The organism is Nocardioides sp. Soil774, assembly GCF_001428125.1.
Taxonomy (GTDB): Bacteria; Actinomycetota; Actinomycetes; order Propionibacteriales; family Nocardioidaceae; genus Nocardioides.
Map to the genome: position 1 here is coordinate 281,821 of NZ_LMSM01000007.1, position 14,194 is coordinate 296,014.

At 73.4% G+C, this 14,194-nt stretch carries 12 protein-coding genes; 2 read left to right on the top strand and 10 right to left on the bottom strand.

From position 1 onward, the window contains the following. Positions 1-49: 49 nt before the first annotated feature. Positions 50-688 (top strand): alpha/beta hydrolase, encoded by a 639-nt coding sequence (locus ASG76_RS11125; RefSeq protein WP_056602757.1) that lies wholly within the window; start codon positions 50-52, stop codon positions 686-688. A 31-nt stretch (positions 689-719) separates the two neighbouring features. On the opposite strand, the gene ASG76_RS11130 is transcribed toward ASG76_RS11125, so the two are convergent. Genes ASG76_RS11130 through ASG76_RS11140 form a run of 3 tightly spaced genes read right to left on the bottom strand, consistent with a single transcriptional unit; the run spans position 720 to position 3,996 of the window. Continuing rightward, positions 720-1,718, bottom strand: a complete 999-nt coding sequence (locus ASG76_RS11130) for a methionine synthase (RefSeq protein WP_056602758.1) — start codon at positions 1,716-1,718, stop codon at positions 720-722. Continuing rightward, a complete protein-coding gene (gene mnmA, locus ASG76_RS11135) occupies positions 1,715-2,818 on the bottom strand; it encodes a tRNA 2-thiouridine(34) synthase MnmA (RefSeq protein WP_056602760.1) in 1,104 nt (367 codons plus the stop codon). The genes ASG76_RS11130 and mnmA overlap by 4 nt, the downstream gene beginning before the upstream one ends. Next, complete coding sequence (locus ASG76_RS11140; protein ID WP_056602762.1) at positions 2,815-3,996, bottom strand: cysteine desulfurase family protein; 1,182 nt, start codon at positions 3,994-3,996, stop codon at positions 2,815-2,817. The genes mnmA and ASG76_RS11140 overlap by 4 nt, the downstream gene beginning before the upstream one ends. Positions 3,997-4,068: 72 nt before the next feature. Between ASG76_RS11140 and ASG76_RS11145 the strand changes: the two genes are divergently transcribed. After that, a complete protein-coding gene (locus ASG76_RS11145) occupies positions 4,069-5,316 on the top strand; it encodes a hypothetical protein (RefSeq protein ID WP_056602764.1) in 1,248 nt (415 codons plus the stop codon). Between the two features lie 2 nt (positions 5,317-5,318). Here the strand turns inward: ASG76_RS11145 and ASG76_RS11150 are convergent, their stop codons facing one another. The 7 genes from ASG76_RS11150 to ASG76_RS11180 form a co-directional block, all read right to left on the bottom strand. Beyond that, positions 5,319-5,975: a nucleotidyltransferase domain-containing protein gene (locus tag ASG76_RS11150; protein WP_056602766.1), complete on the bottom strand. Its 657-nt coding sequence runs from the start codon at positions 5,973-5,975 to the stop codon at positions 5,319-5,321. A 23-nt stretch (positions 5,976-5,998) separates the two neighbouring features. Continuing rightward, positions 5,999-7,120, bottom strand: a complete 1,122-nt coding sequence (proB, locus tag ASG76_RS11155) for a glutamate 5-kinase (protein WP_056602768.1) — start codon at positions 7,118-7,120, stop codon at positions 5,999-6,001. Further along, positions 7,110-8,675 carry a GTPase ObgE gene (gene obgE, locus ASG76_RS11160; protein WP_056602770.1) on the bottom strand — a complete coding sequence of 522 codons (1,566 nt, stop codon included), beginning with the start codon at positions 8,673-8,675 and terminating at the stop codon, positions 7,110-7,112. The genes proB and obgE overlap by 11 nt, the downstream gene beginning before the upstream one ends. Before the next feature lie 93 nt (positions 8,676-8,768). Next, entirely contained in the window at positions 8,769-9,023 is a 255-nt protein-coding gene (rpmA, locus tag ASG76_RS11165; protein ID WP_056602771.1) for a 50S ribosomal protein L27, read from the bottom strand. A 56-nt stretch (positions 9,024-9,079) separates the two neighbouring features. Next, on the bottom strand, positions 9,080-9,382 hold the full coding sequence (gene rplU / locus ASG76_RS11170) for a 50S ribosomal protein L21 (RefSeq protein ID WP_056602773.1): 303 nt from the start codon (positions 9,380-9,382) through the stop codon (positions 9,080-9,082). 190 nt (positions 9,383-9,572) lie between these two features. Beyond that, entirely contained in the window at positions 9,573-12,941 is a 3,369-nt protein-coding gene (locus tag ASG76_RS11175; protein ID WP_082587467.1) for an Rne/Rng family ribonuclease, read from the bottom strand. Between the two features lie 325 nt (positions 12,942-13,266). After that, positions 13,267-14,007, bottom strand: coding sequence for a TIGR03936 family radical SAM-associated protein (locus ASG76_RS11180; RefSeq protein WP_056602775.1), 741 nt, complete (start codon positions 14,005-14,007; stop codon positions 13,267-13,269). Positions 14,008-14,194 lie beyond the last annotated feature (187 nt).

Below are 14,194 nucleotides of genomic sequence, written 5' to 3' on the forward strand. Positions count from 1 at the left end.
CGTCACTGCCCCCGCCCATCCGATCGCGCACCCGCACCGAAGGAGAGTCGTGACCGACCCGCACCTCACGACGTACGACACCCACGGGCGCGCCCGGGCGATGATCCTGGTGCTGCACGGCGGCAAGCCGCGCTCGCAGCAGCTGATCGACGGGCGCAGCGCGTCGTGGCGCCGGGCGCTGTGGCTGCAGCGCGAGGTCGCGGACCGGGCCCACGCCGCAGGGGCGGGGGTCTGGCTCCTGCGCTACCGCCACCGGGGCTGGAACGGTGGCACTGACCGTGTCGACGACGCACGGTGGGCCCTCGACGAGCTGCGCGGCCGGCACGGCGACGTGCCCGTGGTGCTGCTGGGCCACTCGATGGGTGCCCGCGTGGCGGTGCACGCCGCCGACGACCCGTCGGTCGTCGGCGTCGTGGGCCTCGCGCCGTGGTGGTCGGCCGACGACCCGGTCGACACCCTGGCCGGTCGCAGCCTCGTGGCTGCCCACGGGCGCCGCGACCGGATCACCTCGTTCCGCGAGACCGCCCGCTACGTCGAGCGGGCCCGCGGAGTGGCCGACCGGGCAGAGCTGCACGACATGGGGTCGCTGGGCCACTACATGCTCGCCGGTTCCCGGCTCTGGCACGACGTGGCGATCTCCTCGGTGCTCGAGGTCCTCGACGCCCACGTGCCCGCCCAGGAGCGCTGAGCGCTCAGCGACGATGCCTGAGCGCGCGCCTTCACAGGTTGCGCGCGACGGTCGCCGACAGGCGTACGGCACGCGCGGCCCACGCCGGGGTGGCGCCGGCCAGCCCGCAGGTCGGGGTGACGACGAGGTGCTCGCGCACCACCTCCGGGTCGAGTCCGAGCATGTCGAGCCAGCGCTGCACCCGCTCGACGATGCGCGCGTCCGACGGCTCGCTCGCCGGGTCGGCGGACGGCACGACGCCGAGTGCGACCGTACGCCCTTGCTCCAGGACCTCGGCGAAGGTGTCGAGGTCTGCCGGGCCGAGCATGTCCAGGTCGGCCGAGAGCCCGCCGACCCCGGTGCCCGCGACCAGCGACCAGGGCGTGCGGGAGGCGCACGAGTGCACCCACGCCTCTCCCCCGGCCTCGGTGATCGCAGAGACGACCCACTCCAGGTGGGCCGATGCCTCCGGCAGGTCGACCTTGCGGTGACGGCCGAAGCCGCTCGCGGTGGGCACCTCGGCGGCGACCACGGCAGCGAGCGCGGGCTCGTCGACCTGCACCACCCACCGGTCGACACCGCGGACGCGTCGGCGCAGGTCGGCGAGGTGGACGCGCACACCCTCGGCGAGCGCCTGCGCGAGCTCGCGCCGGGCACCGTGGTCGCTGAGCACCTTGTCACCGCGCGGCTTCTCGACCGTGGCCGCGAGGGTCCACGGACCCGCGAGCTGCGTCTTGAACGTGCCGGCGCAGTCCTGCGCCAGCTCCTCGACGGTGTCGAGGTCCTGGGCCAGCAGCGACCGTGCGCGGCGGTGGTCGACCCCGCTGGCGTCGGTCAGGCGCCACCCGGCCGGCTGCAGGTCGGCGCCGAGGCTGGAGACGACGGCGAGGGTGCGACCGGTCATCGCCGCGGTGACCCCGCGACCGGGGAGCTCGGGCACGTGCGGCAGGTCGGGCAGCTCGCCCAGCACCAGGCGTACGGCCTCGGCGTAGGCGTGGTCGTCGGCGCCGGGCATGGAGCCGACGCCGGTCGCGGTCACGCCTGCGCTCATGCCGGCACCCGGACGCGTCGGGTGGAGTCGATGGTGGCCGAGCCGACGACGCGGGTGCCGTCGTAGATCACCGCGGCCTGGCCCGGGGCGATGCCCTCGGCAGGGTCCAGCAGGTCGATCACGACCCGGTCGTCCACGACCTCGACCACGGCACGGTGCTCGGCGCCGTGGGCGCGCAGCTGCACGGTGCCCTCGACCCGCTGGGGCACGGTGCCGCACCATCGCGGCCGGACCCCCTCGACGTGGTCGACCGCCAGCTGCTCGCGGGGCCCGACCGTCACGGTGCCGCTGACCGGCTCGATGTCGAGCACGAAGCGCGGCTTGCCGTCGGGCGCCGGCACGCCGAGACGCAGCCCGCGGCGCTGGCCGATGGTGAAGCCGTAGGTCCCGGTGTGGCTGCCCACGGTCTCGCCCGTCGCCGCGTCGACGATGTCGCCGCCGTGGTTGGGGGCTCTGTCGCCGAGCTTCTCCCGCAGCCAGCCGGCGTTGTCGCCGTCGGCGACGAAGCAGATGTCGTGGGAGTCGGGCTTGTCGGCGACGAGGAGCCCGCGGGCCTCGGCCTCGCGGCGCACGGCGGGCTTGTCGGTGTCACCGAGTGGGAAGAGCGAGTGCCGCAGCTGCTCCTGGTCGAGCACGCCGAGGACGTAGGACTGGTCCTTGCCGTGGTCGGCGGCGCGGTGCATCTCGACCAGGCCGTCGGCGCCGGTGCGCAGCTGGGCGTAGTGCCCGGTCGCCACGGCGTCGAAGCCCAGCGCCAGCGCGCGGTCGAGGACCGCGGCGAACTTGATCTTCTCGTTGCAGCGCAGGCACGGGTTGGGCGTACGGCCGGCGGCGTACTCGTCCATGAAGTCCTCGACCACGTCGGCGTGGAAGCGCTCGGAGAGGTCCCAGACGTAGAACGGGATGCCGATGACGTCGGCGGCTCGACGCGCGTCGTTGCTGTCCTCGATGGTGCAGCAGCCGCGCGCGCCGGAGCGGTACGACGCCGGGTTGCGGCTCAGCGCCAGGTGCACCCCGGTGACCTCGTGCCCGGCCTCGACCGCGCGGGCCGCGGCCACGGCGGAGTCCACCCCGCCCGACATGGCGGCGACGACCTTCATCGGGCCCGGGCCGCCCGGGCCCGCTCCACGACGGGTCCGATGGCCTCGACGAGCGCGTCGACGTCGGCGGGGGTGGTCGTGTGGCCGAGCGAGAAGCGCAGCGAGTGCCGCGCCTGGTCGTCGTCGCAGCCCATCGCCAGCAGGACGTGGGAGGGCTGGGGCACCCCGGCCGAGCAGGCGGAGCCGGTCGAGCACTCGATGCCGCGGGCGTCGAGCAGCATCAGCAGCGAGTCGCCCTCGCAGCCGGGAAAGCCGATGTGGGCGTTGCCGGGCAGGCGCAGGGGGCCGGGGGGCGCGCCGTGGAGGTGGGCGTCGGGGACCACCTCGACGACGCGGCGCACCAGGTCGTCGCGCAGCGCCGCGACTCGGACGGCGTGGTCGTGCTGGTTCTTCACCGACTCCTCGACCGCGGCGGCGAGGCCGGCGATCGCGGGCACGTCGAGGGTGCCGCTGCGGATGTCGCGCTCCTGACCGCCGCCGTGGACCAGGGCACTGACGGACAGGTCGCGACGCACCACCAGCGCGCCGACGCCGTAGGGCCCGCCGACCTTGTGGCCGGTGAAGGTCAGCGCGTCGACGCCGCAGGCAGCGAAGTCGACCGGCACCTGGCCGAGTGCCTGCACGGCGTCGGTGTGCACCGGGATGCCGTGCTCGGCGGCGATCGCGACGACCTCGTGGATCGGCTGCAGCGAGCCCACCTCGTTGTTGGCCCACATGACCGAGACGAGGGCCACCGAGCCCGGGTCACGCTCGATGGAGTCGCGCAGCGCAGCGACGTCGAGGATTCCCTCGGACGACACCGGCAACAGCTCGACGTCGGCGCCGTCACTGTCGCCGAGCCAGCGCAGCGGGTCGAGCACGGCGTGGTGCTCGATGGCGGTCGACAGGATGCGGGTGCGGCGCGGGTCAGCCGCGCGGCGGGCCCAGAAGACGCCCTTGAGCGCGAGGTTGTCGGACTCGGTGCCACCGGAGGTGAAGACCACGTCACCGGGCCGGGCGCCGATGACGCCGGCGATCCGCTCGCGCGACTCCTCCACCACGCGTCGCGCGCCCCGGCCCGAGGCGTGGAGCGAGCTCGCGTTGCCCACCCCGGCGAGCTGGCGGGTCATCGCCTCGACGGCTGACGGCACCATCGGCGTGGTCGCGGCGTGGTCGAGGTAGACGAGCGGCTGGGTCATGACCTGCCAAGCCTACGGGGCAGCTGTCCGTTCTCCCTCCCCGTGACCGTCGGACGACCTAGGCTCCCCCGCATGCGCGCGTCCCGGGCCTGGCTCGCCACCCTGCTCCTGCCGGCGCTCCTGGGCTGCCAGGACGGCGCAGGGCCCGGCGACGACGCCACGCCCGTCACGCTTCCCCGGCGCGCCGCCCCGCCGGCCGGCACGGACGAGTCCCTGCGCGACGCCGCGCTCGACCTCGTCGAGGCGCGCGAGCGCGCGCTCGTCGCGGGCGACCGGGAGGCGTTCCTCGCCACAGTCGACCCCGACGCCCTCGGCTTCTCGGCCACCCAGGCGCGGTGGTTCGACAACCTGGCGCAGCTGCCCGTCTCCGACGTGTCCTACGAGCTCGGCGACGAGGACTTCATGACGCGCGTCGACGGCGAGGGCGACCTGCAGCTCCCCGTCGACTTCACGATGCGCCTGCGCGGCTTCGACAGGCGGCCGGTCACGCAGTCGATGGTGTGGACCTTCGTCCGCGACGGCGACGGGGCGCTCCTCACCGACGACCGCAACGTGCAGATCGAGGCCGCGACCGGATGGACGCCGGCGCCGTGGGACCTCGCCCACATCGACGTACGCCGCGCGGGCGGGATCCTCGCGGTCTTCGACGAGGACACCGCCGAGCACGGCACCTACGTCATGAGCGACCTGGCTGCCGCGACCGAGGTCGTGGGCGCCCACCTGCCGCAGTGGTCGCGGCGCTTCGTGGTCTACGGCATCTCCGACGTGACCGCCCTCGACAAGATGAGCGCGATGACCGTCGAGGACACCGCCGGCGTGGCGTTCCCGGTGCCGGCACGCCCGGGCGGCCCCGTCGCGGCGTACCGCTTCCTCGTCAACCCCACCGTGGTCGGCGACGTGCTGTCACGCGGGCGGGTCTTCCGCCACGAGCTGGTGCACGTCGCGCTCGCGACCTCCGACGACCGCGCGCCCGTGTGGCTCGTGGAGGGGGCCGCCGAGTACGTCGCCCGCTCGGTGCTGCCGGTCGACGACCGTCGCCGCATCGCGGTCCAGGAGCTGGGCGTGAGCGGGGCCGGGACGCTCGAGCCGAGCCGGCGGTTCTACACCCGCGACCCCGGCCTCAACTACGCCCTCGCCTCCCTGGTCTGCGACTACCTCGCGACCACCCGCGGCGAGGCCGTCCTGTGGGACCTCATCCGCACCTTCCGCACCGCGCGGTTCACCACGTGGGCGGAGTCCGACGGCGTCGTACGCCGCCGCCTCGGCCTGTCGACCGACGAGCTCAGCGCCCAGGCGCTGGCCTGGGCGAGGTCGGCCTGACGTCAGGCCATCCGGCTCAGCCACGCGTGGCCGGGGTAGAGCCGGGCCACGGCATCGCGCAACCACTGGCGCGAGGCGTCGTCGAGCAGCGGCCACGTCACCGCCAGGTCGCGGTCGTCCTTGGGCCGGTGAAGGACGGCCTTGTAGAGCAGGGTGACCTCCGGTCGCAGGTAGCGCACCCCGTCGTCGTGCACCCACGTCACGTCCTCGAGCGGGGCGACGTGCTCGGGGTCGCGCTTGCTGGTCCACAGCCCGTCGCGGTCCGGGGTGATCGGCAGGTCGATCACCCACGGGTCGCCCGCGCTGCGTCGCACCCACACCTGGCTCTGCACGTCGAGGACCTCGGGGAAGCGGTCGTCGAAGGGTCGCAGCGTGCCACCGTGGTTGCTCCACAGGTTCCACTCGTCGCCGACGTGCTCACGGAGGGCGGTGAGGTCACAGGCCAGGATCGACAGGTCGACGTCCTCGTGCTCGCGGGGCACGCCGGTGAAGGCCTCGATCGACCAGCCGCCCACGATCCACCACGGCCGGTCGAAGCCGTCCATGAAGTCGGCGAGTCCGCGCGGGTCGAGCGGCTCCCACGGGCCGTACCACCGGAAGAACTTCTCGTCCTCAGCCACCTCGTCCGGCGTGCGGTGCAGGGGCTCGCGCTCGGTCATGGGCCGACGCTAGCGCCTGCGCCTCACAGCAGGACCAGGTCGTCGCGGTGCACGACCTCGCGCTCGTACGCCGCCCCGAGCTCGGATGCCAGCTCGCCGGTCGAGCGGCCCAGCAGGGCCGGCAGCTCGTCGGCGTCGAAGTTGACCAGGCCTCGCGCCACCACGACGCCGTCGGGGTCGAGCAGGTCGACCGGGTCACCGGCCACGAAGGCGCCCGAGACGCCGGTGATCCCCGCCGGCAGGAGCGAGGCCCCGCGCGAGAGCACGGCACGCACGGCGCCGGCGTCGAGGGTGAGGGTGCCGGCTCCCGAGGTCGCGTGGGCGAGCCAGAGCAGCCGGGTCGGGCGGCGCTTGCCGGTCGCCTCGAAGAGCGTGCCGACCTCGGCCCCCGCGAGCGCGGCAGCGGCCTGGTCGGCGGAGGTGAGCACGACGTCGATGCCGGCGCCCGTGGCGATCCGGGCCGCCTCGACCTTGGTGGTCATCCCGCCGGTGCCGACGCCGGCCGCGCCGGCCGAGCCGATCGTGACCTGCTCGAGGTCGGCGTCGGAGCGCACCAGCGGGACGAGGCGCGAGCCCTCGCGGCTCGGGGGGCCGTCGTAGAGGCCGTCGACGTCGGAGAGCAGCACCAGCAGGTCGGCGTGCACGAGGTGCGCGACGAGGGCGGCGAGCCGGTCGTTGTCGCCGAAGCGGATCTCCGAGGTGGCCACGGTGTCGTTCTCGTTGACGATCGGCACGACGCCGAGCTCGAGCAGCTTGGCCAGCGTCTGGTGGGCGTTGCGGTAGTGCGCGCGGCGCACCACGTCGTCGACGGTCAGCAGGACCTGGCCGGTCACGATGCCGTGCCGGGCGAACTCCTCCTGGTAGCGGTGCACCAGGAGGCCCTGGCCCACCGACGCAGCCGCCTGCTGGGCCGCGAGCGCGCGCGGGCGCGCGGTGAGGCCGAGCGGAGCCAGGCCGGCGGCGATGGCGCCGGACGACACGAGCACCAGCTCCATGCCGGCTCCCCGTGCCGCCGCGACCACCTCCACCAGCTGTCGTACGCGCGCGGGGTCGATCCCGCCCGCGGCGGTGGTCAGCGACGACGAGCCGACCTTGACCACGACGCGTCGGGCCGCGCCGACGAGCGCCGAGCGGTCAGTCGTCACTGCCGTCCCAGTCGGGGTCGTCCTTGGTGCCGATCTCGTAGGACATCGGCCCGACGCCCGAGCTGCCGGAGCTCTTGTTCGGGCCCTTCTTGCCACGCTCGGCGTCGAGGCGGCGTGCGACGTCGGCGCGCGCCTCCTCCTCGGCCTTGGTCTCCATGCCCTCCGCGATGTCGCGACGGCGGTCGCGGGCCGGTCGGGCCTCACGCAGCCGCTCGTCCTCACCACGACGTCCGAGCATCTCGGCGCCGGCCTCGATGCTGGGCTTGAAGTCGAAGACGACCGAGTTGTCCTCCGGCCCGATGATGACGGTGTCACCCTCCTGCGCACCCATCTGGGCGAGCTTGACCTCGACGCCCAGCCGGTTGAGCCGATCGGCCAGGAAGCCCACCGCCTCCTCGTTGCTGAAGTCGGTCTGCCGCACCCAGCGCTCGGGCTTGGTGCCGCGCACCCTCCAGCCGTCCTCGGTCGCGACGACCTGGAAGTCGTCACCGCCGTCGACGGCCCGGGGCCGCAGCACGATGCGCTCCGGCTCGGCCGCGGGCGCAGCCTTGCGGGACGCCTCGACGATCTCGGCCATCGCGAAGGTGAGCTCGCGCAGGCCGGCACCGGAGGCGGCGCTGACCTCGAAGACCCGCAGGCCACGACCGCGCAGCTCCTCGAGCACCATGTCGGCGATGTCTTGGCCGTCCGGGACGTCGACCTTGTTGAGGGCGACGAGCCGGGGCCGGTCCTCGAGCCCGCCGTAGCGGGCGAGCTCGCCCTCGATGATCTCGAGGTCGTCGAGCGGGTTGCGGCCCGGCTCGATGGAGGCGGTGTCGACCACGTGCACGAGGGCGGCGCAGCGCTCGATGTGGCGCAGGAAGTCGTGGCCGAGGCCGCGGCCCTCGGCCGCGCCCTCGATCAGCCCGGGCACGTCGGCGACCACGAAGGTGGTCTCGCCCGCGGTGACGACGCCGAGGTTGGGGATGAGGGTGGTGAAGGGGTAGTCGGCGATCTTGGGCCGCGCCCGCGAGATCGCGGCGATCAGCGACGACTTGCCCGCGCTCGGGAAGCCGACCAGGCCGATGTCGGCGACGACCTTCAGCTCGAGGCGTACGACGAGCTCGTCGCCGGGCTCGCCGAGCAGCGCGAACCCAGGGGCCTTGCGCTTGCTCGAGGCGAGGGCGGCGTTGCCGAGACCTCCGCGACCGCCCTGGGCGACGACGAGGGTCGTGCCCTGGCCCACCATGTCGGCCAGCACCGAGCCGTCGGCGTCCTTGACCAGGGTGCCGTCGGGGACGGTCAGGAAGAGGTCCTTGCCGTTGCCGCCGTTCTTGTGGTCACCGGCGCCCTGGCCGCCGTTCTCCGCACGGCGCTTGGGGCTGTGGTGGTAGTCGACGAGGGTCGTGACGCTCGTGTCGACCTGCAGGATGATCGACCCGCCCTGGCCGCCGTTGCCGCCGTCGGGGCCGCCGAGCGGCTTGAACTTCTCCCGCTTGACCGAGGCCACGCCGTTGCCACCCCGTCCGGCCGCGAGGTGCAGCGTGGCCTGGTCGACGAACGTGGGGATGGCCATGGTGTTCCTGGACTTTCTGTCGGTGGTGCAAGCACGAAGGGCGCCCCCAGACAGGGACGCCCTTCGCAGAAGTGGATCAGTGTCGCGGAGAGCTCACTCGCCCGGGACGATGTTGACGACCTTGCGGCCGCGGCGGGTGCCGAACTCGACCGCACCGGCCTGCAGGGCGAACAGGGTGTCGTCGCCGCCGCGGCCGACGCCCGTGCCCGGGTGGAAGTGGGTGCCACGCTGGCGGACGATGATCTCGCCGGCGCCGACGACCTGGCCGCCGAAGCGCTTCACGCCGAGGCGCTGGGCGTTGGAGTCACGGCCGTTCTTGGTGCTCGCAGCACCCTTCTTGTGAGCCATTGTTCAGTCCTTTGGAAGTTCTAGCTGAAGAGACGTGGTCGATCTCGAGCGAACGCTCAGAGGGAGATGTCGGTGACCTTGACCTGGGTGTACTTCTGGCGGTGACCCTGGCGCTTCTTGTAGCCGGTCTTGTTCTTGTACTTCTGGATGATGATCTTCGGGCCCTTGGTGGCGCCGGTGACCTCGACGGTCACGCTCGCCTTGTCCAGGCCGGTCGCGGTGACGGTCTCGCCGTCGACGACCATCACGACGGGCAGGGTGAGGGTGTCACCCTCGGCCGCGGCGGTCTTGTCGATCTCGATGACGTCGCCCACGGCAACCTTCTGCTGCTTGCTGCCAGCGCGCACGATCGCGTACACGGCCACTCTCCTCGTCAGACTGCGGAAACTCGGTGGAAACTTCTGGTCTGCGCACGACACCGCCTCATCGGGCGAGTACGCCGCGGGGCGGGCGCGCAGGGTGGTGTGTCGAACACCGAGGGTCAAGACTACGGGATCGGGTGGCGACCGGGCAAAACGACGTCCGGACGCTGGCCCCTCCCCTCGACCCTCAGCGCTTGCGCGAGCCCTTCTTCTTGACCGGGACGTGCTCGACGACCGGCGCGCTGCTGCTCGCCCCGTCGACCCCGCCCTCGGTCTCGCCCTCGACCTCGGTGGCCAGCGGCGTACCGACGCCGGGCTCGGCGTCCACGGTCCCCGGCTCGACCACGCCGGTGTCCGGGACCGTGCCGGCGGCACCCGAGGTGCGCACCGACGTCGTCGCGACCGGGCTGGCGGGCTCCGCCGGGCTGACCGGCGGTCCGGCCGGCCGGCTCGCGGAACGTCGGCGCGTACGCGTGACCACCCGCGGCTTCTCGACCTCGACGGCAGCCTCGACGGGAGCCTCCTCGGCAGCCGTCTCCGCGGCAGCCGCGGGGCTCACCTCGACCGGCGCCTGCGCAGCCTCGGCAGGAGCCGCCGCAGCGGGCTCGGGAGCCGACTCGGGGGTGGGCTCGGAGACGGGCTCGGAGACGGGCTCGGAGACGGGCTGGGCCTCGTCGGCGGCGTCGGCACCCGGAAACGAGTCACCGTCGGCCTCCTCGGCCGGCTTCTCGTGTCGGGCCATCGCGGCCACGTCCTTGGGCGACGGGGCGTGGGAGTGCTGGTCGGCGGTCCTGTCGTCACCGGACTCGTTGCCGCTGCCGCCCTCGCTGCCCTTGCGGCCGCGACGACGACCGCTGCGACGGCCCTCGCCGTCCTCCGGCCTCGCGTCGGGGTCGACCGGCTGGTCCTTGATGACCACACCGCGCCCGTGGCAGTGCTCGCAGTTCTCGCTGAACGACTCGAGCAGGCCCGTGCCGATGCGCTTGCGCGTCATCTGCACCAGTCCGAGCGAGGTCACCTCGGCGACCTGGTGGCGGGTGCGGTCGCGGCCGAGGCACTCGACGAGGCGACGCACCACCAGGTCACGGTTGGACTCCAGGACCATGTCGATGAAGTCGACGACGATGATGCCGCCGATGTCGCGCAGCCGGAGCTGGCGCACGATCTCCTCCGCGGCCTCGAGGTTGTTCTTGGTGACCGTCTCCTCCAGGTTGCCCCCGGAGCCGGTGAACTTGCCGGTGTTGACGTCGACGACGGTCATCGCCTCGGTGCGGTCGATGACCAGCGAGCCGCCCGAGGGCAGCCAGACCTTGCGGTCCAGGCCCTTCTGGATCTGCTCGTTGACGCGGTAGGTCGCGAAGATGTCGCCGCCCGTCGCGCCGCGCTCGAAGCGCTGGACGCGCTCGGCGAGGTCGGGCGCCACCGACTCGACGTAGGCCGAGACGGTCTGCCAGGCGTCCTCGCCCTCGATGACCAGCTTGGCGAAGTCCTCGGTGAACAGGTCGCGCACGACCTTCAGGGTCAGGTCGGGCTCGCCGTAGAGCAGCTGCGGGCCGGATCCCCGGTTGGCGGACTTCTTCTCGATGTCCTCCCAGCGCGCCTTGAGCCGCTCGACGTCGCGGGTCAGCTCCTCCTCGCTGGCGCCCTCGGCCGCGGTGCGCACGATGACGCCGGCGGTGTCGGGGACGATCTCCTTGAGCAGCGTCTTGAGGCGGTTGCGCTCGGTGTCGGGCAGCTTGCGCGAGATGCCGGAGGTGGTGCCGTCGGGGACGTAGACCAGGAAGCGGCCGGCCAGGCTGACCTGGCTGGTGAGCCGGGCGCCCTTGTGGCCGATCGGGTCCTTGGTGACCTGCACCAGGACCATCTGGCCACTGCTCAGGACGGACTCGATCTTGCGGGGCTGGCCCTCCTTGTGGCCCAGCGAGGCCCAGTTGACCTCCCCGGCGTAGAGCACGGCGTTGCGGCCCTTGCCGATGTCGATGAACGCCGCCTCCATGGAGGGCAGCACGTTCTGCACGCGACCGAGGTAGACGTTGCCGATGATCGAGGTCTGCGACTCGCGGGCGACGTAGTGCTCGACGAGCACCTTGTCCTCGAGGACGCCGATCTGCGTGAGGTCGTCGCGCTGGCGGATCACCATGACGCGCTCGACCGACTCGCGGCGGGCCAGGAACTCGGCCTCGCTCACGATCGGGGCCCGACGGCGACCGGCCTCGCGGCCCTCGCGGCGCCGCTGCTTCTTCGCCTCGAGGCGGGTCGAGCCCTGGACCGAGGTGATCTGGTCCTCGGCGGAGCGGGTCTTGCGGACCCGGGTGACGGTGTTGGGCTCGTCGTCGGAGTCGGTGGCCGCGTCGTCGCCCGAGCGGCGGCGACGGCGGCGGCGGCGCGAGGAGCCCTCGCCGTTGCCGTCCCCTGCCTCGGAGGAGTCGGAGGACTCCGACGCGTCGGAGGAGGAGTCGAAGGACTCCGCGTCGGCCTCGGTGGACGCGTCGGCGTCGGCCCTGCCGTCGACGCTCTCGCGCCCACGCGTCTCGCCGTTGCCGTCGCCACCCCCGTCGGAGGACTTGCGGCGGCGACGACCGCCACGGCGACGACGGCGTCGGGCGCCGCCCTCACCCTCGTCGGAGTCGTCGTCGGAGGAGTGCTCGGCTGCCGTCTCGTCGATCGTCTCGTCGGTGGACTCGTCCTGGACCTGACCCTCGACCTGGTCCTCGGCGAGCTCGTCCTCGGCAGGCTCGTCCTCGGCAGGCTCGTCATCGGTCGCGACGGCCTCCGCGGTGGCTGCGGCCTTCGTGGCCGTCGACCTGCCGCCCGACTTCTTCGCGGTCTTCTTCGCCGCCTTCTTCGCGGTGGGTCGCGTCGGCTCGCCCGTCTCGTCGGCCGCGGCGGCGACCGACTCGGCGGGGGCGTCGACAGCGGCGTCGGCACCCTCGACGGGGACCGGCACCGGCTTCTTGCGCGTGCGACGCGTGGTCGTGGTCACGACCGGCGCCTGGAACAGCACCGCGTGACCGGTGCCCGCGTCGGCGGGGGCCGGCTCGTCGGCCGGGGTCGCGGACTCGTCGGCGACGGGAGCCGGCTGGGGCTCCGCGGTCTTCTTCGCGGTCCTCTTGGCGGCCGCCTTCTTCGCGGGGGCCTTCTTCGCAGGTGCCTTGGCCGCGCTCTGGCGCTGGCCACGCGTGGTCGTGGTGACCTCGGGCGCTGCCGGCGCGCTGGCGTCGGGGGTGACGTCGGGGGTTGCGGTGGCGTCGGCCTCGGGGAGCGTGGGCTCCGCGGCAGGAGCGCTCGCCTTCTTCGCGGCGGTCTTGCGGGGGGCGGCCTTCTTGGCCGGCGCCTTGCGTGCGGCCGCCTTCTTCGCTGCCGGTGCCTCGGGGGCTGCCTCGGCGGTTGCCTCGGAAGCGGGCGCGGCCGCAGCGGCCTCCGGGGCGGGCGCCGCCTTCTTGGCGGGCGCCTTGCGCGTGCGTCGCGTCACGACCGGGGCGGGAGGTGTCTGGCTCGCGGCCGCGTCCGTCCCCGTGTCAGCAGTGGTGCGGTCGGGCTGGTCGTCATCGAGCATGTGGTGCTCCTCGGGCACCGGGGCGGTGCCGATACGGCGTCCACCGCTCTCGATCGGCGATCACGGAGGACGCAAAGCTTCTGTGGCGGCGACACCCTCCGCGTGTGCGTCTCCGTGCGGCTGCTCCGCCACCTGCCGCGGTCGCCGGGCCACCCCGAGTCGCTCTCACCGACTCCTGTGGCCGCGTCGCGGTCCGGTGACGTCCACCCGCCCGGGGTGCCGACCACATCGGAGTGACCGGCGAGAACGTCGTCGGCTCGACGGATCCTGACGGTTGCCAGGGCGTCGAACGTGGCGAGTATCGCACATCGCCACGCCCATGCCGCTATGCGCGAGTCGCCAGCGGGTCGGAGAGGTCGCCGGAGTCGAGCAGGGGTCCCTGCGCCAGGCGGGTCATCAGCGGGGACTCCCCCGGCGCGAGGCCCGCCACGGCCTCGAGGCCGCGCAGCACGTCGTCGGGGCGGACCGCGGGGGTGCCGTGGCGCAGCACCACGTCGAGCGAGGTGGGCCGCGGAGCCGTGTCGTCGGCGCTGCTCTCGGTGGCGGGCAGCACGACGAGCGAGACGACGGCGCCACGCGCGTCGAACTCACGCATCCCCTTCTTCGTCATCCGCTCCACGAGCGCCTCCTCGGCGGCCAGGAAGCGCGCGACCGCCTCGACCGTGGCGGCCCGGTCGGCCGCCAGGTCGATGCGCCAGCGGCTGCCCTCGAGCAGGTCGGCCAGCGAGCCGCCGGGCGACTCCACCACCTCGAGGACGTCGAGGCCCGCTGGCAGCGCCTCGTCGAGGAGCGCGTGGACCTCGGCCGGCACCACGACCTGGGCGAGCGCCAGCTCGAGGTACTCCGCCTCGCTCGCCGAGCCGGTGGGCGCGGCACCGGCGTACGAGATGCGCGGGTGCGGGTTGAAGCCCGAGGAGTACGCCATCGGGATCCGCGCGCGGAACACGGCGCGCTCGAAGGCGCGGCTGAAGTCTCGGTGGCTGGTGAAGCGCAGCCGCCCCCGCTTGGCGTAGCGCACGCGGAGGCGCTGGACGGGTGGGGCCTGCTGCTCGGGTTGCTCACGCACGCGCCGAAGCCTAGGCGAGCCGGGCCCGACTCGCCCGCGTGCCGCCCGGCCCTGCTCGCTAAGGTGCACGCATGGAGAAGGTGGGCGTCGTGCATGCACCGGGAGGACGGCTCGGCGGCGCGCGTCCACGCAACGTCCCGGCTCGCGAATGAGTCGGTTGCGGTCCATCACGGGTCGGATGCGAACC